Origin of the sequence: Streptomyces sp. NPDC026672 (assembly GCF_040638185.1) — a bacterium.
GTDB lineage: Bacteria > Actinomycetota > Actinomycetes > Streptomycetales > Streptomycetaceae > Streptomyces.
Map to the genome: position 1 here is coordinate 1 of NZ_JBEZXS010000038.1, position 26,981 is coordinate 26,981.

General features: G+C 74.3%; 25 protein-coding genes and 1 riboswitch. Of the genes, 11 read left to right on the forward strand and 14 right to left on the reverse strand.

Translation table 11 applies throughout. The annotated features are described in order from the left end of the window. Window positions 1-105: 105 nt before the first annotated feature. A complete protein-coding gene (locus tag AB0F77_RS32950; RefSeq protein WP_358079747.1) occupies window positions 106-882 on the reverse strand; it encodes a hypothetical protein in 777 nt (258 codons plus the stop codon). Between the two features lie 185 nt (window positions 883-1,067). Here AB0F77_RS32950 and AB0F77_RS32955 point away from each other — a divergent pair, with 185 nt between their 5' ends. Further along, window positions 1,068-2,039 (forward strand): nucleoside hydrolase, encoded by a 972-nt coding sequence (locus AB0F77_RS32955; RefSeq protein WP_361955354.1) that lies wholly within the window; start codon window positions 1,068-1,070, stop codon window positions 2,037-2,039. A gap of 16 nt (window positions 2,040-2,055) precedes the next feature. Here AB0F77_RS32955 and AB0F77_RS32960 read toward each other — a convergent pair whose 3' ends face one another. Both AB0F77_RS32960 and AB0F77_RS32965 read right to left on the reverse strand, forming a co-directional pair. Then, window positions 2,056-3,132 carry a HoxN/HupN/NixA family nickel/cobalt transporter gene (locus tag AB0F77_RS32960; protein ID WP_361955355.1) on the reverse strand — a complete coding sequence of 359 codons (1,077 nt, stop codon included), beginning with the start codon at window positions 3,130-3,132 and terminating at the stop codon, window positions 2,056-2,058. A gap of 28 nt (window positions 3,133-3,160) precedes the next feature. Next, a riboswitch (cobalamin riboswitch) is annotated at window positions 3,161-3,346 on the reverse strand. A gap of 129 nt (window positions 3,347-3,475) precedes the next feature. Next, window positions 3,476-4,462 (reverse strand): LAETG motif-containing sortase-dependent surface protein, encoded by a 987-nt coding sequence (locus AB0F77_RS32965; RefSeq protein WP_361955356.1) that lies wholly within the window; start codon window positions 4,460-4,462, stop codon window positions 3,476-3,478. A 294-nt stretch (window positions 4,463-4,756) separates the two neighbouring features. Here AB0F77_RS32965 and AB0F77_RS32970 point away from each other — a divergent pair, with 294 nt between their 5' ends. Next, window positions 4,757-6,415, forward strand: coding sequence for a glycoside hydrolase family 13 protein (locus tag AB0F77_RS32970; protein WP_361955357.1), 1,659 nt, complete (start codon window positions 4,757-4,759; stop codon window positions 6,413-6,415). A gap of 399 nt (window positions 6,416-6,814) precedes the next feature. Here the strand turns inward: AB0F77_RS32970 and AB0F77_RS32975 are convergent, their stop codons facing one another. Then, a complete protein-coding gene (locus AB0F77_RS32975) occupies window positions 6,815-7,513 on the reverse strand; it encodes a DUF4142 domain-containing protein (RefSeq protein ID WP_361955431.1) in 699 nt (232 codons plus the stop codon). Between the two features lie 129 nt (window positions 7,514-7,642). Then, a complete protein-coding gene (locus AB0F77_RS32980; protein ID WP_361955358.1) occupies window positions 7,643-8,134 on the reverse strand; it encodes a hypothetical protein in 492 nt (163 codons plus the stop codon). 186 nt (window positions 8,135-8,320) lie between these two features. On the opposite strand from AB0F77_RS32980, the gene AB0F77_RS32985 reads away from it, so the two are divergent. Both AB0F77_RS32985 and AB0F77_RS32990 read left to right on the forward strand, forming a co-directional pair. After that, window positions 8,321-8,737, forward strand: a complete 417-nt coding sequence (locus AB0F77_RS32985; RefSeq protein ID WP_361955359.1) for a hypothetical protein — start codon at window positions 8,321-8,323, stop codon at window positions 8,735-8,737. 70 nt (window positions 8,738-8,807) lie between these two features. Next, window positions 8,808-9,707: a LysR substrate-binding domain-containing protein gene (locus tag AB0F77_RS32990; protein WP_361955360.1), complete on the forward strand. Its 900-nt coding sequence runs from the start codon at window positions 8,808-8,810 to the stop codon at window positions 9,705-9,707. A gap of 317 nt (window positions 9,708-10,024) precedes the next feature. Here the strand turns inward: AB0F77_RS32990 and AB0F77_RS32995 are convergent, their stop codons facing one another. Continuing rightward, entirely contained in the window at window positions 10,025-10,777 is a 753-nt protein-coding gene (locus AB0F77_RS32995; RefSeq protein ID WP_361955361.1) for an SDR family oxidoreductase, read from the reverse strand. 344 nt (window positions 10,778-11,121) lie between these two features. On the opposite strand from AB0F77_RS32995, the gene AB0F77_RS33000 reads away from it, so the two are divergent. The 3 genes from AB0F77_RS33000 to AB0F77_RS33010 all read left to right on the forward strand — a co-directional run bounded on the left by AB0F77_RS33000 (window position 11,122) and on the right by AB0F77_RS33010 (window position 13,407). Continuing rightward, window positions 11,122-11,784 carry an SDR family NAD(P)-dependent oxidoreductase gene (locus tag AB0F77_RS33000; RefSeq protein WP_361955362.1) on the forward strand — a complete coding sequence of 221 codons (663 nt, stop codon included), beginning with the start codon at window positions 11,122-11,124 and terminating at the stop codon, window positions 11,782-11,784. Between the two features lie 146 nt (window positions 11,785-11,930). Next, complete coding sequence (locus AB0F77_RS33005) at window positions 11,931-12,878, forward strand: MIP/aquaporin family protein (RefSeq protein WP_361955363.1); 948 nt, start codon at window positions 11,931-11,933, stop codon at window positions 12,876-12,878. A gap of 169 nt (window positions 12,879-13,047) precedes the next feature. After that, window positions 13,048-13,407, forward strand: a complete 360-nt coding sequence (locus tag AB0F77_RS33010) for a metalloregulator ArsR/SmtB family transcription factor (protein ID WP_361955364.1) — start codon at window positions 13,048-13,050, stop codon at window positions 13,405-13,407. A 29-nt stretch (window positions 13,408-13,436) separates the two neighbouring features. On the opposite strand, the gene AB0F77_RS33015 is transcribed toward AB0F77_RS33010, so the two are convergent. Together AB0F77_RS33015 and AB0F77_RS33020 are read right to left on the reverse strand one after the other, a co-directional pair. Further along, a complete protein-coding gene (locus tag AB0F77_RS33015) occupies window positions 13,437-14,918 on the reverse strand; it encodes an LCP family protein (protein ID WP_361955365.1) in 1,482 nt (493 codons plus the stop codon). Between the two features lie 153 nt (window positions 14,919-15,071). After that, window positions 15,072-15,305: a hypothetical protein gene (locus AB0F77_RS33020; RefSeq protein ID WP_361955366.1), complete on the reverse strand. Its 234-nt coding sequence runs from the start codon at window positions 15,303-15,305 to the stop codon at window positions 15,072-15,074. Between the two features lie 140 nt (window positions 15,306-15,445). On the opposite strand from AB0F77_RS33020, the gene AB0F77_RS33025 reads away from it, so the two are divergent. Then, complete coding sequence (locus AB0F77_RS33025) at window positions 15,446-16,336, forward strand: ion transporter (protein WP_361955367.1); 891 nt, start codon at window positions 15,446-15,448, stop codon at window positions 16,334-16,336. A gap of 27 nt (window positions 16,337-16,363) precedes the next feature. Here the strand turns inward: AB0F77_RS33025 and AB0F77_RS33030 are convergent, their stop codons facing one another. Continuing rightward, window positions 16,364-17,695: a hypothetical protein gene (locus AB0F77_RS33030; protein WP_361955368.1), complete on the reverse strand. Its 1,332-nt coding sequence runs from the start codon at window positions 17,693-17,695 to the stop codon at window positions 16,364-16,366. 113 nt (window positions 17,696-17,808) lie between these two features. On the opposite strand from AB0F77_RS33030, the gene AB0F77_RS33035 reads away from it, so the two are divergent. After that, window positions 17,809-19,041, forward strand: a complete 1,233-nt coding sequence (locus AB0F77_RS33035) for a molybdopterin-dependent oxidoreductase (protein WP_361955369.1) — start codon at window positions 17,809-17,811, stop codon at window positions 19,039-19,041. Between the two features lie 319 nt (window positions 19,042-19,360). Here the strand turns inward: AB0F77_RS33035 and AB0F77_RS33040 are convergent, their stop codons facing one another. The 3 genes from AB0F77_RS33040 to AB0F77_RS33050 form a co-directional block, all read right to left on the reverse strand. Beyond that, on the reverse strand, window positions 19,361-20,143 hold the full coding sequence (locus tag AB0F77_RS33040; RefSeq protein ID WP_361955370.1) for a class I SAM-dependent methyltransferase: 783 nt from the start codon (window positions 20,141-20,143) through the stop codon (window positions 19,361-19,363). Between the two features lie 431 nt (window positions 20,144-20,574). Next, on the reverse strand, window positions 20,575-21,198 hold the full coding sequence (locus AB0F77_RS33045; RefSeq protein ID WP_361955371.1) for a DUF2064 domain-containing protein: 624 nt from the start codon (window positions 21,196-21,198) through the stop codon (window positions 20,575-20,577). After that, the gene (locus AB0F77_RS33050) at window positions 21,195-21,905 is read right to left on the reverse strand and encodes a glycosyltransferase family 2 protein (protein WP_361955372.1); all 711 of its coding nucleotides are present in this window, start codon (window positions 21,903-21,905) and stop codon (window positions 21,195-21,197) included. The genes AB0F77_RS33045 and AB0F77_RS33050 overlap by 4 nt, the downstream gene beginning before the upstream one ends. Window positions 21,906-22,068: 163 nt before the next feature. Here AB0F77_RS33050 and AB0F77_RS33055 point away from each other — a divergent pair, with 163 nt between their 5' ends. After that, on the forward strand, window positions 22,069-22,791 hold the full coding sequence (locus AB0F77_RS33055; protein ID WP_361955373.1) for a response regulator transcription factor: 723 nt from the start codon (window positions 22,069-22,071) through the stop codon (window positions 22,789-22,791). Beyond that, window positions 22,788-23,897, forward strand: coding sequence for a HAMP domain-containing sensor histidine kinase (locus AB0F77_RS33060; protein ID WP_361955374.1), 1,110 nt, complete (start codon window positions 22,788-22,790; stop codon window positions 23,895-23,897). The genes AB0F77_RS33055 and AB0F77_RS33060 overlap by 4 nt, the downstream gene beginning before the upstream one ends. Window positions 23,898-23,910: 13 nt before the next feature. Here AB0F77_RS33060 and AB0F77_RS33065 read toward each other — a convergent pair whose 3' ends face one another. Next, complete coding sequence (locus AB0F77_RS33065) at window positions 23,911-24,912, reverse strand: NAD-dependent epimerase/dehydratase family protein (RefSeq protein WP_361955375.1); 1,002 nt, start codon at window positions 24,910-24,912, stop codon at window positions 23,911-23,913. Between the two features lie 74 nt (window positions 24,913-24,986). Continuing rightward, entirely contained in the window at window positions 24,987-26,969 is a 1,983-nt protein-coding gene (locus AB0F77_RS33070; protein WP_361955376.1) for a peptidoglycan recognition family protein, read from the reverse strand. Window positions 26,970-26,981: the final 12 nt, after the last annotated feature.

Here is a 26,981-nt window from a genome sequence, read left to right on the forward strand (position 1 = left end):
GGATCAACGTGCTGTTCGCGATGCTCCGCGACGGCACCTTCTACGAACCCAGAACCCCACGCCTCGCTTGACGAAAGACATAGAGGCACCCCCCCGGGGGGCGGGTCAGGCCTGGAGGTGGCCCTGTTGGCGGATCTGGGTGAGGCGTTGGGTGCCCTGCTGGAGGGCCTGCGCCGTGGTGTCCGCGGTGTCGGCGCCCAACGAGCCGGTGGTGACGGTGATCGCGTCGTCGCCCACGCGGACCAGGGCGACGTCCAGCGTGAGGACCACGGGCTCGCCGTTCTCGTCCGGGGTCTGCCCGGTCACCGTGACCCGCAGTCCCTGGCGGTCGTCCCCGAGCGGCGGCAACTCGGCCGGGGCCACCTGCACGCTCTGCGGCCCGGCGGCGACGGTGGCCGTCGTGAACCCGGCGCACTCCTGCGGCAGCGTCCGCAGCCAGGCCAGCGTGCGGTCCACGTCCGCCGGGGTCCGGCTCGCCACCTGGTAGCGCAGTTGCGCCTGGTCCTCGCCGTCGTCGAGGGCGACCACGGCGGGCGGCGGCGAGGCGTCGCCGAGGAGGTCGTCGGCGTAGAGCACGTCCATCAGGCGCTGGCAGGCCGGCGTGGCCGCGGCCGACTTGAGGAGCCCGTCCCGCCAGGTCGCGGCGCCCTCGGTCGGCGTCCACGACCCCCCGAGGTCGGCGTCCCCGATCAGCGCGGAGCGCGCCTGGTCGGCGGTGAGACCGGGCTCGGCACCGGGGGAACTCGGCGAGGAGGCGGGGGACCTGGCCGCCTTCCGGGCCCCCGGCGCAGGCTCCCGGTCCAGCCACCCGGAGAACCCGGCGACCAGGAGCGCGCCGAGGGCGACGACACCCGTCAGGAGGCGACCCGAGGACGAGAACATGACGAACCTCCCGCACGGCACCACAGCACGACGACCGGACAGCTCCCACGCCACCACGACCGCACCCCGCCGACCATCGCGACGGGCCGTACGGGTGAGCGGGAACCGCCCCACCGGCGCATAGGGTCGGGGTTCCGGGGCCGGGCGGTCCCGTTCCGTGTCCGTGGAGTGGAAGGAGCACCGGAGTGAGCGACGGCAGGAGTGCGCGGATTCCCGTGATCATCGACTGCGACACCGGTGTCGACGACGCCCTCGCCCTGCTGTTCGCCGTACGGCACCCGGGGATCGACCTGCGCGCGGTCACCTGTGTCGCCGGGAACACCGACGTGGACGGCGTGGTCCGCAACACCCTGACCGTGCTGGAGACGGCCGGCGCCGGGGACGTGCCCGTCGCCCGGGGCGCCGAACGGCCGCTGATCGAGCCCGTCCGGTCGGCCCGGCACGTGCACGGCGCGGACGGCATGGGCGACCTCGGCCTGCCCGCGCCCACCCGCACCCCGGTCGACCTGGACGCGGTGAGCCTGCTGCGCCGCGAGATCCTCGCCTCCCCGCGCCCGGTCACCCTCGTCCCGACCGCCCCGCTCACCAACATCGCCCTGCTGCTGCGCACCCACCCCGAGGTCACCCGCAACATCGAGCGGATCGTGTTCATGGGCGGCGCGGTGGCCGGCGGCAACGCCACCCCCGTCGCCGAGTTCAACGTCTGGCACGACCCCGAGGCCGCCGCGGTCCTGCTCACCGCGGGCGTGCCGATCACGATGTACGGCCTCGACGTGTTCACCCGGGTCGTCGTGCCGGGCGCCCGGGTGCGGCGGCTGCGGGCGAGCGAGGAGCCCGGCGCCCGCCTCGCCGGCGACCTGCTGGCCCACCGCCCCGCCTCCCCCTACGACGACGGCGCCGACCCGGCGGGCGGCCTCGGCGACGCGGGCGCCGTGTGCGCGGTCGCCGACCCGGCGGGCCTCACCACCCTGCCGCTGCCCGTCGAGGTGTCCCTGGCCCCCGGCCCGACCCGCGGCCAGACCGTCGTGGACCGCCGCCCGCGCCCCGGCGAGTCCGAGATCCACGACGGCGTCCGCGCACAGCCCCTCGTGGACGTCGCCCTGGACGTCGACGTGGACCGCTACGTCCGGCTCTACCTGGACACGGTGGCTCCCTAGAAACCGGCGGCGGGCGCTACTCCCCCGCCGGTACCGCCCAGCGCTGCTCCACCTTCGCCACCTTCCAGTACGTCAGCGCCGCCGCCCACACGAGGACGAACAGGGCGACGACGACGTACCCGACGTTGTCGAGGTCGAGGCCGGCGATCCGGTCGGTGATCCCGTCGCGCAGACCGAGCTTGTCGTGCACCACGCCGACCAGCTCGATCGTGCCGATGAAGAACGCCACCGCGATGGACAGCCCGGTGATCGTGAGGTTGTAGAACACCTTGCGCACCGGGTGGGAGAACGCCCACTGGTAGGCGAAGTTCATGAACGTGCCGTCCAGCGTGTCGAACAGGCTCATCCCGGCGGCGAACAGCAGCGGCAGGCACAGCACCGCGTACCAGGGCAGGCCGGCCGCCGCGCCCGACCCGGCCATCACCATCAGCGTGACCTCGGTCGCCGTGTCGAAGCCGAGCCCGAACAGGAAGCCCAGCGGGTACATCTGACCGGGCCGGCTGATCGACCGGGTCAGCCGGCCGAGCACCCGGTTCATGAACCCCCGCGAGTCCAGGTGCCGTTCGAGGGCCCGCTCGTCGTAGGTGCCGGCCCGCATCGCCCGGAAGACCCGCAGGATGCCCGCCAGGGCCACCAGGTTGAGCGCGGCGATCAGATAGAGGAACGACCCGGAGACGGTCGTGCCGACCAGACCCAGCGTCCGGTGGGTGCGCGAGCCGTCGTTCATCAGCGTGCCCGCGAGCCGCGCGCCGCCCGCCACCAGCGCGGCCATCACGACCACCACGCTGGAGTGCCCCAGCGCGAACCAGAACCCCACCGACACCGGCCGCTTGCCGTCGGCCATCAGCTTGCGGGTGGTGTTGTCGATCGCGGCGATGTGGTCGGCGTCGAACGCGTGCCGCATGCCCAGCGTGTAGGCGGTGACGCCGAGGCCGACCCCGAACGCCCGGGAGCCGATCTCGTAGTGCCCGGGGGCGACCAGGAGGAAGAGGACCCCGAAGGCGGCGACGTGCAGGGCGGCTATCACCGCCAGCAGCCCCGCGGCCCGCACGGTGTCCTCGCGTCGCCAGCGGAAAACGGCAGCGTCGGTCATCGGGTTCACGCTCCAGCACCTCGTGGATCACTTCGTGAGCTGCCGTGGCCGGTCTCCTGGCTTACGGGGTGGTGCCTTCGCCGTCCCTGCCTTCCCGGTCGTTGGACCAGTGGCCCGGCTGCTGCCGGACGGGACGGGAACTCCCCGATCACAGTGGCGAGGGCCGCGTCGACCTTCCATCGACTTCCCGAGCACCACGGCCCGTCCACCGTAGGCGGCACGGGCCGTTCCCGCCCAGCCCGACGGGGGACGGGTAGGGAAGATCACAGAGGGTGCGGAGCGGAACGAACGGGGCGGGCGGCCGGTGCCCCCTCGTGGGGTCCGGCCGCCCGCCCGCGCGGGATCAGCCCTGCTGGGACGCGCGCTTGCGCTTGGTGAGGAACACCAGGGCGCCGCCGCCGACGAGGAGCACCGCGGCGCCCCCGGCGATCAGGCCCGTGTTGCTGTTGGCACCGGTCTCCGCCAGGTCGCCGCCACCGCCGTTCGGCGCGGGCGCCGGGGCGGTCGACGAGCCGGACGCGCTCGGCGCCGGGGTGTCGGCCGTCGGCGTGCCGGAGGCGGGCGGGGTCGACTCGCCGGCCGGCGGGGTCGTCTCCTCGGCCGGGGTCGACGGCGTGCCGGACTCCGGGGCGGACTCGGTCGGCGTGGCGGGCGTGCTCGGGCTGGCCGGCGGCTGCGACTCGGTGCTCGTGCACTCCTTCGTGCCGCCGTTCCAGGCCGCGATCAGCTTGTCCTTGATGACCGGGCGGTCCGGGCCCTTGGGCAGCTGACCGTGCTCGAAGCCGTCCTTGGTGTCCAGTCGGCCGTCGAACTTCACGGCACCGCGGTACAGGTCGATCTGCGCGAAGCAGCCCGCGTCCGGCACGGCGATGTCGAGGGTGTCGGTCGCGCCCGGCTTCACGGTCGCCGTGTCGAAGTCGACGAAGACCTGCTCGCCGGAGGTGGCGAAGGTGGCGCCGTGGGCGCGGTACGAGGCGAGGGAGGCGGTGCAGGAGGCGGCGTCACCGGCGGCGCGCACGCTGACGTGCACCTTGCCGTCCGCGGTGGGCTTGAGGGCCTGGTCGTCGACCCGGACGGAATCGAAGAAGCGGGTGCCGTCGAGGGAGAACTCGCAGCGGTCGGTCCCGGTCTCGGTCCCGGCGCCGGTGCCGGGCTTGTAGGAGCCGCCGGACTTCCAGCCGTGGCCGCCGGCCGCTCCGTGGGACCCCCCGTGGGACCCGCCGTGGGCCCAGGCGCCGGACGCGGCGGCGACGGTGGCGGCGCACAGGGCGAGCGTCGCGGCGCCCGTCCCCAGCAGGCGGCTCGCGGAGGCACGTCTCGCTATGGACATCTGAATCCCCATCTCAGAACCCGGGAGGACGGACGCGCGAGGGTCCGTGGTCCCGGAAGCCATGAAGGCGTAACGAAGCAGAAGAGACACCGGGCGCATTGGTCACACGCGCCCCGGCGTGCCCTCATGGTGGTTCGCTCCGGCGAAGGCTGTCAACCTGCCGTGACACAAGGGCACTTCCTGGTTCGTCACAACTTCATCACACAGGGAATGATCCGCTCCGGTCGGGAGGAAGGTTCGTGATCCCGGCAATGTGGACAGAGTTCACCCTGTCCACCCCCGAAGGGAGCCCGCGTGACCGACCTCTCCTCCAGGAACCCCGACTGGTGGCGGCAGGCCGTCATCTACCAGGTGTATCCGCGCAGTTTCGCCGACGCCGACGGTGACGGACTCGGCGACCTCAAGGGCGTCACCGAGCGGCTGGGGCACCTCGCCGCGCTGGGCGTCGACGCGCTGTGGCTGAGCCCGTTCTACCCGTCGGAACTGGCCGACGGCGGCTACGACGTGGCCGACTACCGCGGCGTCGACCCGCGGCTCGGCACCCTGGACGACTTCGACGCGCTGGTCGCCGAGGCGCACCGGCTCGGGCTGAAGGTCGTCGTCGACATCGTCCCCAACCACACCTCGCATCTGCACCCCTGGTTCGAGGAGGCGCTGTGCGCGCCGCCCGGCTCCCCGGCCCGCGACCGCTACGTCTTCCGGTCCGGGCGCGGACCCGGGGGTGAACTCCCGCCCACCGACTGGGAGTCGGTGTTCGGCGGCAGCGCCTGGCAGCGGCTGCCCGACGGCGACTGGTACCTGCACCTGTTCGCGCCCGAACAGCCCGACCTCAACTGGGACGACGAGGAGGTCCGCGCCGACTTCCGCACCACGCTGCGCTTCTGGTGCGACCGGGGCGTGGACGGCTTCCGCGTCGACGTCGCCCACGCCCTCGCCAAGGACCTCACCGAACCGCTGCGGGACGTGGGGGACATCGGGGCGACGGGAGAGGAGTCGCTGCTGCGGGTGCCGCCCGGCAGCCACCCGTACTGGGACCGCGACGAGGTCCACGAGATCTACCGGGACTGGCGGAAGATCCTCGACGCGTACACCCCGCCGCGCACGGCGGTCGCGGAGGCGTGGGTGCCGGCGGCGAGACGCGCGCTGTACGCCCGCCCGGACGAACTGGGGCAGGCGTTCAACTTCGAGTACCTCCAGTCGGGTTGGGACGCGGACGAGCTGCGGGGCGTGATCACCGAGTCGCTGGCGACGGCGCGGGCGGCGGGCGCCTCGGCGACCTGGGTGCTGTCCAACCACGACGTCGTGCGGCACGCGTCGCGGCTCGCGCTGCCGCCCGGCACCGACGAGAACGCCTGGCTGCTGTCCGGGGGCGGGGCTCCGGCCGTGGACGCGGCGGCCGGGCTGCGGCGGGCTCGGGCGGCGACGCTGCTGATGCTCGCGCTGCCGGGGGCGGCGTACGTCTACCAGGGCGAGGAACTGGGGCTGCCCGAGGTCGCGGACCTGCCCGTGAGCGTGCTCCAGGACCCGGTCTGGGAGCAGACCGACCACCGGCGCAAGGGGCGCGACGGCTGCCGGGTGCCGCTGCCGTGGACGCGGAGCGGGCCGTCGTACGGCTTCGGGTCCGGGCCGGGGTGGCTGCCGCAGCCGGCGTCGTTCGCGGCGTACGCGGTCGAGGCGCAGGCGGGGGTGGCCGGGTCGACCCTGGAGCTCTACCGGGCGGCACTGCGGCTGCGGCGCAAGCTGGTGCCGGCCGGGGAGGCACTGACCTGGACGCCCGGCGGACCACCCGGCGTCCTGACGTTCACCCGCTCGGACGCCTGGCGCTGCACGACCAACCTGTCACCCGACCCGGTACCGCTCCCCCCGGGCGAGGTCCTGCTGACCAGCGGAGACCTGGACGAGCGGGGGACACTGCCACCGGACACGACGGTGTGGCTGGGGGGAGGGGTGTAGGGGCCCGGGGGCCTGTCGGGCCGACGGGGGCGGGGGGGGGCTGGGGGGCTTGGGGCGGCGCGTGCAGCCGGGTGTGCGGGGCGTTCGGGCGGCCGTGGGGTGTGACCGGGACGCGTGTGGTCCGGGGGGTGGGTCGCTCGGTCGGCTGAAGAGCGGGGCTGGGGCGGCGTGCGTAGCCGACTGCGCGGGGCGTTCGGTCGGCTGTGGGGGTGTGATCGGCGGCGCGTGCAGCCGGGTGTGCGGGGCGTTCGGGCGGCCATGGGGGCGGCCACGGGGTGCGACCGGGCCCGGGGGCGGCCTGGAGCGGTCCGTGGTCGGTCCGGGGTCGCTCGCTCGGCCACGGGGTGTGACCGGGGTCCCGGGGTGGGCGGGGCGGCCCGTAGTCGGTTCGTGGGGTGGTCAGCCGATCGTGGGGGTGGGGCTGGGGGCGGCCGAGGAGCCGGGGGCGGGTGGGGTGAGGACCACCTGGGGCTGGCCCGGGGGCGGCGGGGGCGGGGTCATGTCCGAGGCGGGGAGCTTCGGCGGAGTGGTCTCCTGGAACAGCACCTGGTCGAAGTCGACCAGCCCCGTCTTCTCCATGACCGTGATGTGGTCGAGCACGGTGACGTTGGCCTGGTCGGCGAGCGCCCGCACCAGCGTGTTCTTGGTGGTCGAGCGGATCTTCGCGACCGTGTTGAAGATCTGGCCGTGCGTCACGCGCAGGATGTTGGCGAAGTCGGTGTCGAACTTCTTGCCGCTGTCCGCGGTCAGCGTGTTCACGAAGCCCTGCTGCTGGGGGCTGGGCTGGTTCGGGATGGTGATGTTCAGCTCGGGCGCGATCTTGCGGCAGCTCGCGTCGAGACCGGCGTGACCGGAGATCAGGTGCTGGCCGGCGGTGATCACGGCCTTGCTGGTGCCCTTCTTCAGGGCCAGTTGCCCGACGGGGTACTCCCACAGCCCGGCGGCCCGCACCTTCACCACGAAGTCCCGGTCCCCCTCGGTCAACGGCCCCCACTGCGTCTGGGCGATGACCCGACTCGGCGAACTCGACACCGTGCTCACACCCAGCATGCTCGGGTAGACGAGCGCCGAGAGCGTCAACACGAGCGCCCCGCCCACAAAGAGCGCACTCATGGCATTCCGAGAAACCCGCACCACGCCTCCTGCGACCAACGCCAGTTGCCGACTCGTACGAACCGGCCCCCCGCCCCTCGTCTTTGGCGTTGGTAAAAAAACGGAGCGACGCGGTCAGTAACGCAGCGCTGTCGTCACCGTGGTCGTCGTACGGGCCGGGAGGGTGTGGGTGCTGCGGGCCGTCGCCGTCGAAGTGGCGCCCGCGGGGACGTCCTTGAGGGTGACCACCACCGCGTCGACCGGCTTGCCATGCTGGTCCTTGTAAGTGACCTGCACCGCGAAGGACTTGGCGGAGCCGGCCGTGTTGCGGGCGGTCACCCCGACCGTGGTGCGGCCGTCCGGGGCGGCGGACGGCGCGGACAGCCGTACCTCGTCCCGCGCGTCGACGCCGTCCTTCACCTCGGCGAGCCGCCGCCCGGCCTCCGCCGTCGCCGACGCGAACGCGCCCGACGCCTCCGACGCCAGCGAGGCCGCCGCCGACGACGCCTTGCTCGCGGCGGACGACGGAGGCTCACCGTTCGTGTCCGAGCACGCCGTCAGCGCCGCCAGGGACACGGCCGCCGTGAGCACGAGTCCCGTCGCCGTTGCCGTCCTGGTCGTCGTCATTCCCTCACCTCCGTGGACGCGCGGCCCCCTTCCGGTCCAGTCAAGGGCCCCGCCCCCGCGCCCGCACCTCGATCACCCGTTCGGAGTAACCCCCGTGGTGGGCGGGGCGCGCCGGCCCGATCGTCGTAGGCAAGTCGTAGGCAACAGGACGACAGGGGGAGGTCACACCACACGTGGAGGTACGGCATGGCACAGCAGGCGCATTCGACGCACCCGGTGAACAGCGGCTGGGTCACGGGCGGACTCGTCTTCGCGGGCGTCCTGATGCTGGTGCACGGCATCCTCGCCATCCTCCAGGGCATCTCCGCGATCGCCGCCGACGACGTCTGGGCACGCATCGGCGGCTACGTCTACAAGATCAACCTCACCGGCTGGGGCTGGATCCTGCTGATCCTCGGCGTCGTCGCCGTCATCACCGGCGTCGGCATCCTCCGCCGCATGGAGTGGGCACGGGCCGTCGGCATCGCCCTGGCCGCGCTGAGCCTGGTCCTCCAGTTCCTCTTCCTGCCCTACGCCCCCGTCTGGGCCATCGTCATCATCGCCATCGACGTCTTCATCATCTGGGCCCTGGCGGTGTACGAACCGGAGCCCAGGACCGTCTGACCCGCTCGGCCCCGCTCGGCCCCGCCGCCCCCGTGCGACCCGTCCTCCCGGGCGTGGTGGCATGGGGGGCATGGAGCTGAGAGAGCTGAGGGCGTTCGTCGCGGTGGTCGAGGAGGGCGGGCTTTCGGCGGCCGCGCGGCGTCTGCACGTGAGCCAGCCGGCCCTGTCCCAGACGGTCGGCGGGCTGGAACGGCAGTTGGGGGTCAGGCTGCTGGTGCGCGGCAGCACGGGGGCGCGGGCCACCGAGGCGGGGACCGCGCTGCTCGGTGAAGCCCGCGCGGTGCTGGCCCGGCACGAGCAGGCGCTGCGCGCGATGGCCCGCTACACCGGTCCCGGCGGCGGGGCGCTGCGCATCGGGATTCCACTGGAGCTGCCGCCCGGTCTGCTGGACCCGGCGCTGGCGGAGTTGGCCGAGGCGTATCCGGACACCCGGGTCCGGGCCCGGCACCTGTCCACGGCGGAGCAGGTGGCCGCGCTGCGGGCCGGCGAGCTGGACGTCGGATTCCTGCGGGAGCGGCCGGCCGGCCCGGAGTTCGACGCGCTGCTCGTCGTACGGGAGCGGCTCGGGGTCCTGCTGGCCACGGAGCACGCCGAGGAACTCGCCGGGCCGGACGGCATCCCGTTGGAGGCGCTCGCCGGGTTGCAGTGGGTGGGGTTCCCGCGCGCGGGCAGCCCGGCGTGGTTCGACGAGCTGACGGCGGTCCTGCGGGGACACGGGCTCGATCTGGGGCCGCGGGCTCCGGAGGGGCAGGCGCTGATCGCGGACGTGAAGCTGGCGGCGGTCGGAGCGGGGCGGGCGTTCACCCTGGCGCCGCCCGGCTGGCAGCACCCCCTGCCCGAGCACGTCACCTGGTCCCCCTTGGTCGGCCACCCCCTGATCCGCCGCACCTGGGCCACCTGGCCGGCCGACTCCACCCGCCGGGACGTCGGTCACCTCATCGCGACCCTGGACCGGACGACAACACGCTGAGGCGAAGCCGACGGGGACCGGGGCCGGCGGACAGCGACGAGGGGGGGCGGTCGCTCGCGGCGCCGCCCCCCCGCACGCTCCCGCCATGAGCCGCCCCCGACACCGTGACGACAGCCCTGGCCGGGGCCCCGGGCGGCGCCGGGAATGCCGGTCGGCGCCGGGAATGCCGGTCGGCGCCGGGATCACCCGGCGGCTCTGGCAGCCCCTGGCCGTTGCCGGGCCCCTGGCTGACGCCGGGCCCCTGGCTGACGCCGGGCCCCTGGCTGACGCCGGGCCCTGGCTGACGCCGGGCCCCCGGGTGGTTCCCGCGGCCCCGGTCAGACCGCGGTGCGGCCTCCGTCCACTGCCAGGAGGGCTCCCTGGACGAAGCTCGACGTGTCGCTCGCGAGGAAGGCGATCGTCTCGGCGATCTCCTCGGGGGACGCCGGGCGGCCGGCCGGGGCCTGGGCGGCCAGACCGTCGAGGCCGTCGCCCATCGCCGCCGTGCCCTCGGTCCGCGTCGGTCCGGGCGCGACCGTGTTGACGCGTACGCCCCGCGGACCGTACTCGGCGGTCCACGCTCTGGTGAGGGTCTCCAGCGCCGCCTTGCTCGACGCGTAGAGCGCCATGCCGGCCACACCGTAGGAGGCGACCATCGTGCTGACGTTCACGATCGCCCCGTGCCCCCGCTCCGCCATGCCCGGCGCCAGCTCCGCCACCAGGTGGAACGGCGCCTTGACGTTCAGGTCGTACACCGCGTCGACGTCGCCCGCCGACGCCTGCTCGGTCGGTCCGAACGGGAAGACCCCCGCGTTGTTGACGAGGATGTCCACCCGCCCGCCGCCCAGCCCGGCCGCGTCCCGGGCCAGCCGCCGCACGGCCGACGCGTCCCGCAGGTCGGCGGCGACGAAGTCCGCCTTGCCGCCGTTCGCCCGCACCGCGGAGACCACCGCCTCGCCGCGTTCGGCGTCGCGGCCCGCGACGAGCACGTGCGCGCCCCGCTCGGCGAGCAGTCGCGCGGTCGCGGCACCGATGCCACTGGTCGCCCCGGTCACCAGGGCCACCCGTCCGGTCAGATCAACAGAACCCATGTGGGCCGTCCTTCATGTCGTAGTCGTTCGGAGGAGAACGCCGGGCGGCGGACGCACGCCGTCGCACCGACGGGAGTCCCCAAGGCGTGGCGGACGGCCGCGATTCCGGTCCGGCCACAGGCGGATCCGAGAGGTGCCATAAGCACCGCCGTGAGGCGCCCGAACTCCCGTCCGGCGTGATGAACGCGCTGGTCGGGGCCATAGGCGGTCGCTATGACCGCTCTCGGCGGGACGCATGGCCGGGGCGCGCCGCCGGCGATCCGCGGTCGACGGGGTGCGGTGGGAGACGTACCGTCGGTACCCGCCGTACCCAGTCAACGACCTCCGGAACGACGGGACTCCGCATGACCAGCATCGCCATCGTCGGGGCCGGGCCCGGCCTCGGGACCGCCGTCGCGCGCCGCTTCGCCCGGGAGGGGTACGCCGTGGCGCTCGTCGCCCGGGACCGCGCCCGGCTCGACGCGCAGGCCGCCGAGCTGGGCACCGAGAGCGTCACCGCCCGCGGGTTCACCGCCGACGTGCGCGACCCCGACGCGCTGGCGGCGGCCCTGGACGCGGCGGCGGAGGCGCTCGGCACCGTCGAGGTCCTCCAGTACAGCCCGCTGCCGCACCCCGACTTCATGCGCCCGGTCCTGGAGACCACCCACCGGGACCTGCTCGGACCGGTCGAGTTCTCGGTCTACGGTCCCGTCGCCGCCGTGCAGCGCGTGCTGCCCGGCATGCGTGAGCTGGGCCGCGGCACGATCCTGTTCGTCAACGGCGGCACCGCCGCCGTCCCGCACGCCGACCGCGCGGGCACGTCGATCGCGTTCGCCGCCGAGAGCGCGTACGGCCATCTGCTGCACGAGGCCCTCGCCCCCGAGGGCATCCACGTCGCCCAGCTCGTCGTCCCCGGCGCGATCGTCCCCGGCCACGCCCGCAAGGACCCGGCCGTACTCGCCGACGCCCTCTGGGACCTCCACCACACCCGCCACGGCTTCCGCCACTACGCGGACGACCTGGACTGACGCGCGCCGCCCCGTGATCGGCATGCGCGGAGTGTGATCGGGTGGGTCCGGGGCGTCGAAGGAATCGGTTCCTCGACAGGGTCCGAACCCGGTTTGTGCGCCACCATGGTCGTAATTGACCGGAATGCACCCTCAAGGGGGTCGAGATGGCAGTGGAAATCCCTCCCCTGATCAAGCCCTCGCGGCTGCGTCGCCGCGGTGGCCTGCTGGGCGAGTGTCTGGCGGAGTTCCTCGGGACGTTCGTGCTCATCTCCTTCGGATGCGGCGTCGTGGCCATGGCGGTCGCGGCGCTGCCCGGTTCGGGCCGTACGTCGGGACCCACCACGTTCTTCCTCGGCGCGGGCGACTGGCTGTTGATCACCTGGGGCTGGGCCATGGCGGTCGTCTTCGGCGTGTACGTCGCCGGCGGCGTCAGCGGCGCGCATCTGAACCCCGCGGTGACCCTGGCGTTCGCCGTGCGCCGCAAGTTCTCCTGGGCCAAGGTCGTGCCCTACTGGGCGTCGCAGATCGTCGGCGCCTTCGCCGGGGCCGCGCTCGTGTACCTCGTCTACCACGACGCGATCAACACCTTCGACGCCGCCATGAAGGGGCCGAAGAGCGGCGGACACACCCTCGCCTCGTTCTCGATCTTCGCCACGTTCCCCGCGCCGTACTTCCACGGCGGCATCTGGGGCCCGCTGATCGACCAGATCGTCGGCACCGCCTTCCTGGTCATGCTGATCGTCGCCGTCATCGACCTGCGCAACACGGCGGTGAAGGCGAACCTCGGCCCCCTGGTCGTGGGCTTCGCGGTCGCTGCGATCGGCATGTCCTACGGGGCGAACGCGGGATACGCCATCAACCCGGCCCGTGACTTCGGGCCCCGCCTGCTGACCTGGGTCGCGGGCTGGAAGGACCTGGCGTTCCCCGGCAGCGTGCCGGGGGCCTTCAGCGGCTACTTCTGGATCCCCATCGTCGGCCCGCTGATCGGCGGTGTCATCGGGGTGCTCGTGTACGACCTGTTCATCGGCGACGTCCTCCATCTGCGCGCCAAGCTGGGTGAGTTGCCGGAACCGGGCCGCACCCGGGCGGTCTCCACCGACGACGAGGAGTGACCGCCGCGTCCGCGCGGGACGGAGGGGTGCCCTCTTCCGCCGCGGGGCCGAGGAAGCGTCGGCCCGCCGTGAGCCGAAGGCGTTCCCGTTCGCCGTTCTCCCCCGCCCCGGCACCTACACTGGGTCGGCGCCCGGGCAGGGCGGTGGTGTGGGTGGACGGGAGAGGGCTGTGGCGCGGACCGGAGGAGGGCAGGACCCCTCCGCCGAGGTGCTGGCGGAGGCCGCCGAGGCCTTCGGGCTGCTCGCGTCGACGGCCCGGCTGCACATCATGTGGGCCCTGTCCGAGGGCGAGAGCGACGTCACCCACCTCGCCGACCGCGTGGGCGGCGCGCTGCCCGCCGTCAGCCAGCACCTCTCGAAGCTCAAGCTCGCCGGCCTCGTCCGCTCCCGCCGCGAGGGACGCCGGCAGATCTACTACGTCGACGACCCGGACGTCGTCACCGTCGTCCGGCTGATGGTCGGTCAACTCGCCGCGCGCGCCGCGCAGCCGACCGTACCCGCACGGCGGCTGCACGGATCCGGTGCCTAGTGCCCGCCTCCGCCTGAACCACCGGCCCGTCAGCCGCCCGAGCCGTACGTCAGGTTCGAGCACAGGTCGTCGTCGGCCGAGCGGGCGCCGTCGGCGACCGTGCTGGGCACGGCCGTCGGCGTCGGGGAGGCGCCGTTCACGAAGTCGGCGCCGACGACCACCTTGAGGCCCTGCCCGCCGATCGCCTGGAGCCCCGCGCCGGGGAAGAGCCGGGCGACGGTCCGCGCCCGCTCCTCCTGCCCGGCGCCGTACTCGACGACCGTGGTGGTGTGCCCGGCGCTGAGCGCGTTCGCGGTGCCGGTGACGGTGAAGCCGTGCCGGGTGAGCAGCGCGGCGGCCCGCGAGGCGAGCCCGCCGGTGGTGGTGCCGTTGTACACGGCGACGTCGATGCCCGCGCCGGAGACGCCGGCGGCCGGAGCGGGCGAGGCGGGCGCGGACACCTGTGCCGCCTTCCTGCCGCTGGCGTCCTCGCCGTCGATGGTGCGGTCGGCCTTGAGCGCCGCCCACAGGTCGGAGGCGTCCGGCTCGACGACGGCGACGCGCGAGCCCTGGTAACGCCAGGGGACCGTCACGAACTTGGTGTTGTGCAGGTCGACGTCCTTGAGGGACGTCGCGAAGGAGATCAGCCGGTCCGCGCTGCCGAGGCCGGGGTCGACCGTCATCGACCTGGTCGCGGCGGTGGCCAGCGGCAGCAGCCTGGTGGGAGTGAGCCCGTCGCTCTTGATCTTCTTCAACAGGCTGGAGACGAACGCCTGCTGGCGCTTGATGCGCCCTATGTCCGAGCCGTCGCCGATGCCGTGCCGGATGCGGACGTAGTCGAGGGCGCGCTCTCCGGAGACCCGCTGCTCGCCCTTCTTGAAGATCAGGGCGCCGCGAGTGGGGCGCTTGGGGTTCAGGTCGTTCTCGTACACGTCATTGGGCAGGCACACCTCGACCCCGCCGACGACCGAGGTCAGCGCCGCGAAGCCCTTGAAGTCCACGACCACGGTGTGGTCCACGCGCAGCCCGGTCAGCCGCTCCACCGTGTTCTGCGTGCAGGCCGGGTTGCCCTTCTCGGTCTGCCCCGTGGAGAACGCCTCGTTGAACATGGTCTGCTGCCGGGTCGCCGTCCAGGAGCCGTCCGGGAGCTTGCAGGGCGGGATGGTGACCAGGGTGTCGCGGGGTATGGAGACGGCGAGGGCGTGCCTGTGGTCGGCGTAGACGTGCAGCAGGAACGCGGTGTCGGAGCGGCCGATGTCGTCCTTGCTGCCGCCGCCGAGCGCGCTGTTGCCGTCGTTGCGCGCGTCCGAGCCGATGACCAGGACGTTCTCGCCCTTGGAAGCGGCGGCGTCGGGGCGGTTCTTGGACAGGCCGTCGCCGTCGAAGGTGTTGATGCCGCCGCTGAGCTTCAGATAGATCCAGCCGAGCCCGCCCGTGCCGAGGACCACCAGGGCGAGTGCGACGAGGAGCACGGTCCGCCAGGGTCCGCCTCTGCGTCGCGAGGGGGTCCCGTGGTTCCTGGTGGTCGTCATGCCCGCGTCCTCTCCGCCCCGCCCGCTCCTACGGAGGGGACGGCCTGCCTCGTTCCTTGGTTGTACAGTTGCGCAATGCGGCAACAGTGCGTAACGGGGACGAGGCGGGACTGACCCCCGGGAGCGGGGGGTGTGGCGGACGCCGGGCGGCTGTCATGGGCTGGCGACGTCGAAGCCGTAGCGCAGTGGCTCGGTCTTCACCTGGAAGTCCCTGCGGTAGATGAACACCGCCTCCGCGCGCACGCCGCCGGGCGGCGCGGCCTCCACCTGGCAGGGGTACGTCACCTGGATCACGCGCGGCCGGTCGGAGACCTTCATCCGCAGCCCGTGGGCCGGACCGCCGTCGAGCACGGCGGTCTCCCAGCCCGTCACGTCACTGGAGTCCACACCAAAAGTTTAGAGGTTGCGCAAGTTTTGTGGGCCGTGATGCCCGTCACCCGCGACCGCGACCGACGTCTCCCGGCCACCCGGACGATCTACAGTTCCGTAGAAGTGTCGTGCCCGGGTGAAGGAGCAGCAGCGGCAGGATGTCCGACCAGCACCGACAGGGCGTCGATGCCGCGCCCCCGGCCGCGCGGGAGCAACTCGCCCGGTACTGCCAGAACCTCACCGAGGCCCGGTGGTTCGCCCTCACCGTCTTCGGCGTGATCCTCGCCAACGCCGCCCTGCTCGGCGTGGAGACCTACAGCGGACTGGTCTCCGACTGGCAGCGCTGGTTACGTCTCGCCGAGCACCTCTGCCTCGCCGTCTTCACCGCCGAGATCCTCGTCCGGCTCGGCGCCCACGCCGACCGGCCCCGGGAGTTCTGGCGCGACCCCTGGAACGTCTTCGACCTGGCCGTCGTGGCCTGCGCCTTCCTGCCGGTCGTCCGGGAGAACACCACCGTCCTCAGACTGCTGCGGCTCGCCCGGGTGCTGCGCACCGCCCGCTTCCTGCCGCAGCTGCGCATCGTGCTGGTCGCCGTCGCCCGCAGCCTGCCCGGCACCCTCAGCTTCCTGCTCGTGGGCGCGCTGCTGCTGTACGTGTACGCCATGGTCGGCTGGGTCTTCTTCGCCCAGCACGACCCCGAGCACTACGGCTCCGTGGGCCGCGCCGTGCTCACCCTCTTCCTGCTGATGACCCTGGACGGCATCGGCGACGCCGTCCACGCCGGACTGGAGGTCTCCCGCTGGAGCCTCGCCTACTACGCCTCCTACGTGCTGATCGCCTCCTTCGTCCTGGTCAACGTCCTCATCGGCGTCGTCCTGACCTCCCTGGAGGAGGCCCGCCAGCTGGAGCAGGCCGAGGTGCCCGCGCCGCGCGCGCCGGACCGGGAGCCCGACCGCCAGCGGGACCGCGCACCCGACCGGGAGCCGCTGCGCGAGCGGGTGGCGGCGGCCCGCCGAGCCCTGGACGACCTGGAACGCGAGCTGCTGTGACCCCGGCCGCCGCGGCCGGGGCGCTCCTCACCAGCCCGTCAGCAGCAGGTGGTTGACGAGGAGGGCGAGCACGGCCTGGGCGGTAAGCCAGGCGCGCGGCCGGGGCAGCAGCGCACAGGCGGGCAGCAGCCACATCGCGAACGGCAGCCAGATCCGCTCGGTCTCCGCCTTGCTCAGCCCGGACAGGTCCGCGGCGAGAACGGCGAGCAGGGCGGCGGACACCAGCAGCGCGAGCCGGACCCGGGGCGGCCACCCGGCCGGCCGCCGCCCCGGCACCGCCCGCCACTCCCGCACCACCCGCCCCACCCCGGCCGCAGTCGCCGCCCCCGTCACGAACACCAGGCAGGCCAGGTCGGCCCACACCCAGTAGGCGTAAGGACGGATGCCGCCCACCCCCTGGTAGTAGCGCACTTCGAGCAGCCGGTACGCCTCCCACCAGTCGAAGCCGGCCCAGGTGAACAGGGCCGGTACGACGGCCGTGCCGGCGAGCAGGAACGGGAGCGCGCCGAGCCGGCCACGGCCCAGGAGCAGCACCGCCGCCCCGACGAGGGCCATCAGCGTGAGGCCGTACGACAGATAGCAGGTCAGGCCGAACAGCAGGCCCGCCCCCGCCGCCCACCAGCGGGAGCGGCCGGTCACCGCGAGCGCGAGCAGCGCGACCGCCCAGGCCGCGACCGCCGCGAACCAGCCGTCGGCCGAGGCGCCCACCCACACGGCCGCCGGTGCGAGGGCCAGGAACGGCGCGGCCCGCCGGGCGAGCCGCTCGGCGGTCAGGGCCCGCAGCGCCACCAGCACCGCCACGCCCGCGCTCGCGCCGGTGGTGACGCACCAGGCCCCGGCCCAGCCACCGCCGCCGAGACCGATCCGGTCCAGGCCGACGAAGGTCAGCGTCGCCGCCGGGGGATGACCGGCGATGTGCGCGGGCCAGTGGTCGGGCGACTGGATCAGGATGTGCCGGCCGAAGTCCCGCAGGGTGGCCGGGACGTCGGAGAAGCGGTCGACGACCGTGAGGTACTCATTGGGGGTGGTGAGCCGGCCCGCCACGCCCCGGCGCCAGCCGTCGACCAGCGCGAGCGACCACGTCCAGGCCATGGCGGTGCCCCACACGCACACCAGCAGGACCCGCCAGGGCAGCCGGGCGGCGAGCGCGGGGCCGTACGCCACCACCCCGGCCGCGACGAGCACGGCGGCCGGGGTGCCCGGTCCGAGGTGCGGATGCCAGTCGGCGAACAGCGGGGGCCAGCCGACGAACAGGGTGTGCCGGGTGTCCTGGAGGTGCCGGCCGACCAGGACGGCCGCCACGACGAGGAGGGCAGCGGCGGTGGTCGCGGACAGGTCGCGGAGAGGGGCGCGGTTCACACCGGAACGCTAGGCCGCACGGCGGCACGCAGGGTCCACCACGACGCCGACGTCAGCGTTTCGTCATCGCTCACGGCCCCTTTCCGGGCCCCCGGCCGTCCTACGGTCGGGGCATGCGCGACGACCCACGCCTCCCCTCCTCCCCCGGCTTCTGGCGCAGCCCCCTGCGCGGCACCTGGCTCACCTCCGTGCTCGGCGTCGTACTGCTCGGCGGGATCACGGTGCTGTTCGTGACCGGGCTGCTGTCGTACGCCGCCTACAACCCGGACCTGTCCCCGGTGAACGACACGACCCCGGACAAGGGTCTGCTCGGCTTCTACCTGTTCGCGTGGCCGACCGGGCCGCACTGGCTGTACCGGCTCACCCAGGGCGTCCACGTCACCCTCGGCATCACCCTGGTCCCGGTGCTGCTGGCCAAGCTCTGGTCGGTGGTGCCGAAGCTGTTCGCGCTGCCCCCGGCGCGCTCCCTCGCCCACGCGCTGGAGCGGATCTCCCTGCTGCTGCTCGTCGGGGGCGCGCTCTTCCAGTTCGTGACCGGGATCCTCAACGTCCAGCTCGACTACGTCTTCCCCGGCTCGTTCTACCCCCTGCACTTCTACGGCGCCTGGGTGTTCGTCACCGCCTTCGCCGCCCACACCGTCCTCAAACTGCCCACCGCCGTCCGCACGCTGCGCGGGTCACGGCAGGAGCGCGACGACCTCACCGCTCCCCGGCCCGACGCGCCCACCACCTCGCGGCGCGGCGCGCTGCGGCTGGTCGGGGGCGCCTCGCTGCTGCTGTTCCTGACCACCGTCGGACAGAGCCTCGGCGGCGCGCTGCGCAGGACCGCCCTGCTCGCACCGCACGGCGGGGCCGACCCCGGCTCGGGACCGGGCGGCTTCCAGATCAACAAGACGGCCGCCTACGCGGGCATCGACCCGGCCGAGACCGCCGACGACGCGTGGCGGCTGGTCGTCACCGGCCGCACCGGAACCGTCCGGCTCAGCCGCGCCGAGCTGCTGCGGATGCCCCTGTACAGCTCCGCGCTGCCCATCGCCTGCGTGGAGGGCTGGTCCACCGACGACCAGTGGTGGCGGGGCGTGCGGCTGCGCGACCTGGCCGCGCTCGTCGGGTACGACCAGGATCCGCCGGACGTGCTCGTCGAGTCCCTCCAGCGGCACGGCGCCTTCCGCCGGGCCGCCCTGCGCGCCAACCAGGTGGCGGACGCGCGCTCGCTGCTCGCCCTGTACGTCAACGGCGAGGAGCTGACCCCCGACCACGGCCACCCGGCGCGGATCATGGTGCCCGCGGCGCCCGGGGTGCACAACACCAAGTGGGTGGCCAGGATGACGTTCGGAGACCTGTGATGCGCCGCCTGCCCCGCCTGCCCCTCGGCAGTCCTCTGCAACTCCTGCTGCTCGCCTGCTCGTTCGCGCTCGCGGGGTACGTGGGCGTCCGACTGCTCGCCGGAGACTGGTTCGGGGTCGTCCTCTGGTTCGTGGGCGCGGCCCTCCTGCACGACCTGGTGCTGCTGCCGCTGTACGCGGGCGCCGACCGGGCGGTGACACGGGGGCTCGGCGCGGTCGGGCGGCGGGCCTGGACGCCGTACGTGCGGGTGCCCGCCGTGCTGTCCGGGCTGCTGCTGCTCGTGTGGTTCCCACTGATCAGCGGGAGGGTGGCCGACCGCTACCGGTCGGCCACCGGGCTGTCGGTGGACGTGTTCCTCGGCCGCTGGCTGCTGATCACCGCGATCCTCTTCGGCGGTTCGGCGCTGCTCCTGGGGCTGCGGCTGCGCAGGGCGACGAAGCAGCGGCCGCCGGCCGTCCACTGACCTGCGGTGCGCCAGCCCCGGGGGCGGGCGCACCGCAGCAGCGCGCGGGTGCCGAGGCGGGCCCAGGGGAAGGCGGCGCCGGTGTCCTCCCGGGAGCCGTCGGCCCGGACGATCCGGACGCTCAGGCGTTCGTCGACGTCCAGGGGGACCGTCTCGGCGATCAGCAGACCACCGGGGACGAGGAGCCGGGCCAGCCGGTCGAGGAGGGCGCGGGGGTCGCCGCCGATGCCGAGGTTGCCGTCGAGGAGGAGGGCGGTGCCCCAGCGGCCCTCGGCGGGCAGCCGCTCGAACACGGAGCGGCGCAGCACCGGGCCCTCGCCCCCGGGGGACGGGGAGCCGAGCCGGCGCGCGGTGTGCGCGACGGCGGCCTCGCTGACGTCGATCCCGAGCGCGGTACGGCCCCGGGCGGCGAGCTCGGCCACCAGCCGCCCCGGACCGCACCCCACGTCGAGCACCGCGCCCTCGCACCTCCGCAGCACGTCGAGGTCCACCCCGTCGGCGACCCCGCACCACCGCTCGACGTCCAGCGGCAGCAGCCACCCGTCCCCCCGGGCCAGGAACAACGGCCCCCGCCCGGCCCGCAGCGCGTCGGCATAGGGATCACCGGCCCACGCCCGCCCACCCACCTCCGCACCCACGCCCTCCTGAGGAGCCCGCCCGCCCCGAGCGGTCCCCACCAGAGTCCGGACGCCCTCCACCGGCCCGGTGGCCACGGCGCCCTCGGGCTCTCTTGCGCCCGCGGCGGATTCCCGCGGGGCGCTGCCGGCCGGTGCCGGGGTGAGCGCCCCGGGGGTGGGTGCGGCGCGCGGGTTCGTCGGGGTGTCCGGGGTCGGGCTCCGGGGCGGGGTGACCGTCGGTGTGCGTGTGCCCGGGGTGGGTTTCCGTGGGGTGTGGTTCGTCGACGCGGGGGTGGTTGTCCGGTCGGGGTGCGGGGGCTTTGTCGGTGTCGGGGTGCCGGGGGTGGGGTTCCGGGGGCCGGCGACCGTCGGCGTCGGGGTGTTCGCGGCCGGGTCCCTCGGGGAGCCGCCCGCCGGTTCCCGCGTGTTGGTCGTCGCTCGGTGTGTCGTGCTCATGCGTGTCCCCCTTCTTGGTCCCGGAGTCGGGACAGTTCCCGGGCGAAGGCGGTGTGCGGGGACGCGGCGGCGACCGCCTCCGCGTCGGCCGCCGTGTCGACGTCCCGCAGGGGCGGCAGGTCGTGGACGCGCAGGCCCGCTTCGGTCAGGCGACGGCGCTGGAGCTCTCCGGTGCGCGGTGCCGACATCGGGACGCCCCGCAGCAGACCGGGGTCGGGATCGGCGAGGCCGAGGGCCCAGAAGCCGCCGTCCTCGGCCGGTCCGAAGTACGCCTCGCAGTCCGCGAAGTCCACGCTCAGCAGCTCGGGCGTGAGCTGCGGGGTGTCCATGCCGACCAGCAGGGCGGGCCCCGCACACCCGGCGAACGCGGCGGCCAGCCGTTCGTCCAGACCCCCCGCGCACTGCGGCACGACGTCGAAGCCGGCCGGCACCCAGGGGCCCGGCCGGCCGTCGAGCACCAGGACCCGGCGGCGGGCCGGCGCCGCGGCGACCGCGCGCAGGGTGTCGGCGAGCGCCGCCCGCGCGAGGGCCGCCGCCTCGGCCGGGGAGAACGGCGGGGTGAGCCGGGTCTTGACCCGACCGGGAAGCGGCTCCTTGGCGATGACGAGCAGCGTGGTCACCGCGGACCGGCCCCCGCCCCGGGCGCCTCGGCGAGGATCCGGCTCATGTCCCGCACCGCCTGCCAGGTGCCCCGCCAGGTCCCGGTCACCTTGGACGCCCCCGCGCGCGGCAGGTACGGCACGTCGTGCTCGGCGACCCGCCACCCGGCGTCGGCGGCGCGCACCACCATCTGGAGGGGGTAGCCGCTGCGCCGGTCGGTCAGGGCGAGGCCGAGCAGCGGTTCGCGGCGGGCGGCGCGCAGCGGGCCGAGGTCGTGCAGGCGCAGCCCCGTGCGGCGACGCAGTATCCGGGTGAGCGCGAGATTGCCCGCGCGGGCGTGCGCCGGCCAGCTGCCCCGGCGCTGCGGCCGCCGCCGGCCGAGCACCAGGTCGGCGGCGCCGGCGCGCACCTCGCGCACGAAGGGGACGAGGTGCGCGGGATCGAAGGAGGCGTCGCAGTCGCAGAAGCAGACGACGTCGGCGGTGGCCGCGGTGAGTCCCGCGTGGCAGGCCGCGCCGAACCCGCGGCGGGGTTCCGTCACCACGGTCGCGCCGAGCGCGCGGGCGAGGTCGGCCGAGCCGTCGGTGGAGCCGTTGTCCACGACGAGTGCGCGCCAGCCCGCGGGAACGCGGGCCAGCACCCAGGGGAGCGCGGCGGCCTCGTTCAGACAGGGGAGCACGAGGTCGACGTCCGGCGGTGGGGGAGGAGAGGTCGTCACGGCACTCACCCTACGAGTGCGAAACGGACATAACGGTCCGACGCTGCTTACGGAAAACGGACGTCCGCAGCACGGCGCGAGCACGGCGCGAGTTCCTTACGGAACACGGACGTCCCGCTCCCGGCGGGTCCCGGGTGCGGCACGTCCGCACGCGGGGTGCGACGCTGGCCGTATGGAGCAGCAGGCGGACGAACGGGCACCGGCGGCCCGCGTCCTGGTCGTCGACGACGACCCCACGGTCGCCGAGGTCGTCGCCGGATACCTCGACCGCGCCGGATACGCCGTCGACCGCGCCGAGGACGGCCCGGCCGCACTCGCCCGCGCCGCCGCCCACCGTCCCGACCTGGTCGTCCTGGACCTGATGCTGCCCGGCATGGACGGCCTGGAGGTGTGCCGCAGACTGCGCCACCACGGGCCCGTGCCGGTCATCATGCTCACCGCCCGCGGCGACGAGGACGACCGCGTCCTCGGCCTCGAGGTCGGCGCCGACGACTACGTCACCAAGCCGTTCAGCCCCCGCGAACTGGTCCTGCGCGTCGAGTCGGTGCTGCGCCGCACCCTGCCGCGCACCGACGTGCGCCCGCTCGCCGCGGCCGGTCTCACCCTGGACCCCGCGGCCCGCCGTGCCCTCAAGAACGGCGGCGAACTCGCCCTCACCATCCGCGAGTTCGACCTGCTCGCCTACTTCCTGCGGCATCCCGGCCGGGTCCACAGCCGGCAGGACCTGATGCGGGAGGTCTGGGGCTGGGACTTCGGCGACCTGTCCACGGTCACCGTGCACGTGCGCCGGCTGCGCGGCAAGGTCGAGGACGACCCGGCCCGGCCCCGCCTGATCCAGACCGTGTGGGGCGTCGGCTACCGCTTCGAGGCCGCCCCCGCGCAGGAGGAGGCATGACCCCGACCCTGCTCATCGCGCTGTACGCGTTCCTGGGCGCCGTGGCGGCCGGGGTGCTCGGCGCCGGCGCGCTGTGGCTGCTGCGCCGCCGGTCGCTCACCGCCTCGCTGACCGTGGTGGCGTCCGTCGCCGTGACCGCCATGCTCGCGGGCACCCTCGCCGTCGCCTGGGCGATGTTCCTGTCCCCGCACGACCTGAAGGTCGTCACGACCGTGGCCGGCATGGCCACCGTGGTCTCGCTGGTCACCGCGCTGCTCCTCGGCCGCTGGGTCGTCGCCCGCAGCCGCGAGCTCCAACTCGCCGCCCGCTCCCTCGGCGACAGCGGCGACTTCCCCGCGCCCCACGGCCCGGCCACCGCCGAACTCGCCGCGCTCAGCCGGGAACTGGCGGCCACCGGCGCCAGGCTCGCCGAGTCCCGCGACCGGGAACGCGCCCTGGAGTCGTCCCGGCGCGAACTGGTCGCCTGGATCTCGCACGACCTGCGCACCCCGCTCGCCGGGCTGCGCGCCATGGCGGAGGCCCTGGAGGACGGGGTGGCCGCCGACCCCGAGCGCTATCTGCGGCAGATCCGCACCGAGGTGGAGCGCCTCAACGACATGGTCGGCGACCTCTTCGAGCTCTCCCGCATCCACGCCGGCTCCCTCGCCCTGTCCCCCTCCCGGATGTCCCTGTACGACCTGGTCGGCGACGCCCTCGCGGGGGCCGACCCGCTCGCCCACGAGCTCGGGGTGCGGCTGGTGGGCGAGGGCGTCGAACCGGTGCCCGTGGAGGTGGACGGCCGGGAGATGAGCCGCGTCCTGGGCAACCTGCTGGTCAACGCGATCCGGCGCACCCCGGCCGACGGGACGGTGGCCGTCGCCGCCGAGCGCCGGCCCGAGGGCGTCGTGCTCTCGGTGAGCGACGGCTGCGGCGGCATCCCCGAGGAGGACCTGCCGCGCGTCTTCGACACCGGCTGGCGCGGCACCCACGCCCGCACGCCCCCGGCCGGTGCGGGCCTCGGCCTCGCCATCGTGCGCGGCATCGTCGAGGCCCACCGGGGCACGGCCACCGTCCGCAACATCCCCGGCGGCTGCCGCTTCGAGGTGACCCTGCCGACCGCCCCGTGAACGGCGGCGGGACTCACTCCCCCCTGAGCCCGGCCTCCGCGAACTCCCGCATCCCGTCCGCGAAGCCGACCTCCGGCTTCCAGCCCAGGCCGGTGCGCAGCCGCGTCGAGTCGGCGGTGATGTGGCGGACGTCGCCGAGCCGGTACTCGCCGGTCACCACCGGCTCCGGGCCGCCGTACGCCGTGGACAGGGCGCGGGCCATCTCGCCCACCGTGTGCGGTTCGCCGCTGCCGGTGTTGTACGCGGTGAGTGCGCCCTCCGCCGGATCCGCCTCCAGCGCCGCCAGGTTGGCCGCGGCGACGTCCCGCACGTGCACGAAGTCCCGGCGCTGGCACCCGTCCTCGAAGACCCGGGGCGCCTCGCCCCGGGCGAGCGCGGAGCGGAAGAAGGAGGCGACCCCGGCGTAGGGGGTGTCGCGCGGCATCCGCGGCCCGTACACGTTGTGGTAGCGCAGCACCACCGCGGACCCCCCGGTGGTCCGCGCCCAGGCCGCCGCCAGGTGCTCCTGCGCGAGCTTGGTCGCCGCGTACACGTTGCGCGGGTCGGCGGGCGCGTCCTCGCGGACCGTCCCTGGGGTCAACTCGGCTCCGCAGGAGGGGCACTGCGGCTCGAAGAGACCGGCCGCGAGCCGCTTCTCGGGCCGGGCCGCGGGCCGCACCGCCCCGTGCCGGGCGCAGGTGTAGCGGCCCTCCCCGTACACCACCATCGACCCGGCCAGCACCAGCCGCCGTACCCCCGCGCGGGCCATCTCCGCCAGCAGGACCGCCGTACCGAGGTCGTTGCGGGAGACGTACTCGGGAGCGTCGGCGACGCCCGAGCCGAGGCCGACCATCGCCGCCTGGTGGCAGACGGCGTCGGCCCCGGCGAGCGCCCGGGCGACCGCGTACGGATCACGGACGTCGGCGCCCGGCTCCGTGCGGACGTCGTACACCACGGGGTCGTGCCCGTGCGCCGCCAGCGTCTCGACGACGTGCGACCCGATGAACCCGGCTCCGCCGGTGACCAGTACGCGCATACCGCGCACGCTAGGCCGCCGGCCCCCCGGGGCGGGGAGCCACGGCCGTCGTGTCACCACTCCGTAAGACCCGCTCACCGCGGCTGCGGGCCCGCGTTCCCGGACTCCGGGGCCGCCGGTGCCGGCGGGGTCACCACGTCCACGTCGGCCGCGCGGACGTAGGCCAGCCGGTGGCCGAGCTGGATCTCGTAGTACTGCTCGTCGCCCCTGATCACCGGGCTCGGCCCCGCGCCGAAGGACGAGCGGTCCACATAGGTCCCCGTCACCCGGGACCCCGTCACGTACCGCTGCCCCTCCGGGATGCTGTACGGCAGCGGCGACTCGGTCTGCGGCTGCGTCCCGTCCGGGTACGCGGAGTCCTCCGGCAGCGCCCGCCCGTACACCGGGATCTCGCCCGTGCCGTCCTTCGGCGTCACCAGCTTCCCGGTCGCGCCCACGGCCGTCGGGTGGTCCTGCGGGTTCTTGAACCACGCCTTGTGGCCCTGGAACCAGATCGCCGTCCAGTCCCCGCTGCGCCCGGCCGCCGCGAAGGTCTGCCCGGCCGAGACCCGGGAGCCCAGGTCGCTGACGCCCTCGGTGGAGTCCGCGCCGTCCGGGTGCCGGCCCGGGTCCTGGATCAGCGGCGCGTCGTCGTCCGGCTCGGTGTGCAGACGCACCGCGCTCGAACCGTGCGGGGGACAGGGCTCGTCGCCCCCCGTGCAGCCGATGTAGCGCGGCTTGTGGGTGCGGTAGTCGGGCAGCACCATCAGCACGGGGCTGTCCGGTCCCGCCGTGGCCCTGAGCGGTGCGCCCAGCAGGTCGAAGTAGTGCCGCCAGTCCCAGAAGGGCCCGGGGTCCTCGTGCATGTCGGGGATGGTGCTCGCGGTCGGCGACGGCACGTTGTCGTGACCGAAGATGTGCTGCCGGTCCAGCGGGACGTGGTACTTCTCCGCGAGGAAGCGGACCAGCCGGGCCGAGGAGCGGTACATCTGCTCCGAGTACCAGGCGTCGGGCTGGGTGAGGAAGCCCTCGTGCTCGATGCCGATGGAGCGGGCGTTGACGAACTGGCTGCCCGAGTGCCACGCCTCGTCCTTGGTGCGCACGTGCTGGGTGATGTGCCCGTCGCTGGAGCGCACCGAGTAGTGCCACGACGCCTCGGTGGGATCCTGCACCGTCTGGAGCATGGACCGCAGCGACGCCTCGGTGTCGTGGATGACGATGTACTCGATCTTCTGGTCCGCGGGCCGGTTCGCCGGGTCGTAGTTGCCGTACCGGTCCTCGTCGACCTCGGTGTACGGCGCGCTCAGCCAGGAACAGGTCAGCTCCTGCGGGCACTCGACCTGCTTGGGCCGGGCCGCGTCCCGGGGGCGCGTGGCGCGGGGCCGCACACCGGGGTGCGCGGCGAGGGTGACCTGCTGCCCGGCGTCGGTGGTGCGCCGGGCACCCTTGCGGATCACGTCGAACACGTCGTCCGCGTACGTCGCCGACGAGGCGGCGTCGGCCGTGCCCGCGAACCGCGCCACCGCGTCCCACCAGTCCGCCGGGTCCGTGCTGAGCGGCTTGCCGAGCTGCCGCTGGGCCGACGCGAGCAGCGCCGCGCCGCCGCGCACGTTGGCCGCCGCGTCGGTGCGCAGCCGTGCGGCCGGCTCCCCGATCAGCCGGGCCGCCCGGTGCAGGTCCGTCGGCTGTTTGCCGGCCTCCGGGGCCTGCGCGGGGCTCGCGGCGCCGCCGGGCAGCGGACGGGGGCTGCCGTGCGGGGGCAGGGACGGCGCCGGGACCGGGCGGACGTCCACCAGGTGCATCGGACCGTAGCCGCCGGCGACGCTCGGGGTGCCCGGATGGGAGTCCCAGCGGGACTGCTGGTAGGCCACGCCCAGCAGCACGCTGCTCGGCACCTCGTACTCCTTCGCGGCGGCCGTGAACTCGTGCTGCAGCCGCAGGCCGGCCGGCACCTCGTCGTCATCGTCGGGCCCGAGCAGCAGCGGTAGCAGCAGCGCCGCGAGCGCGGTCGCGCAGATCAGCCGGTGGTGTCCCCGGACGGCACCCGGGACTCGGGGGACGACGCGTCTTCTCCTCACGGGTGTCTCCAA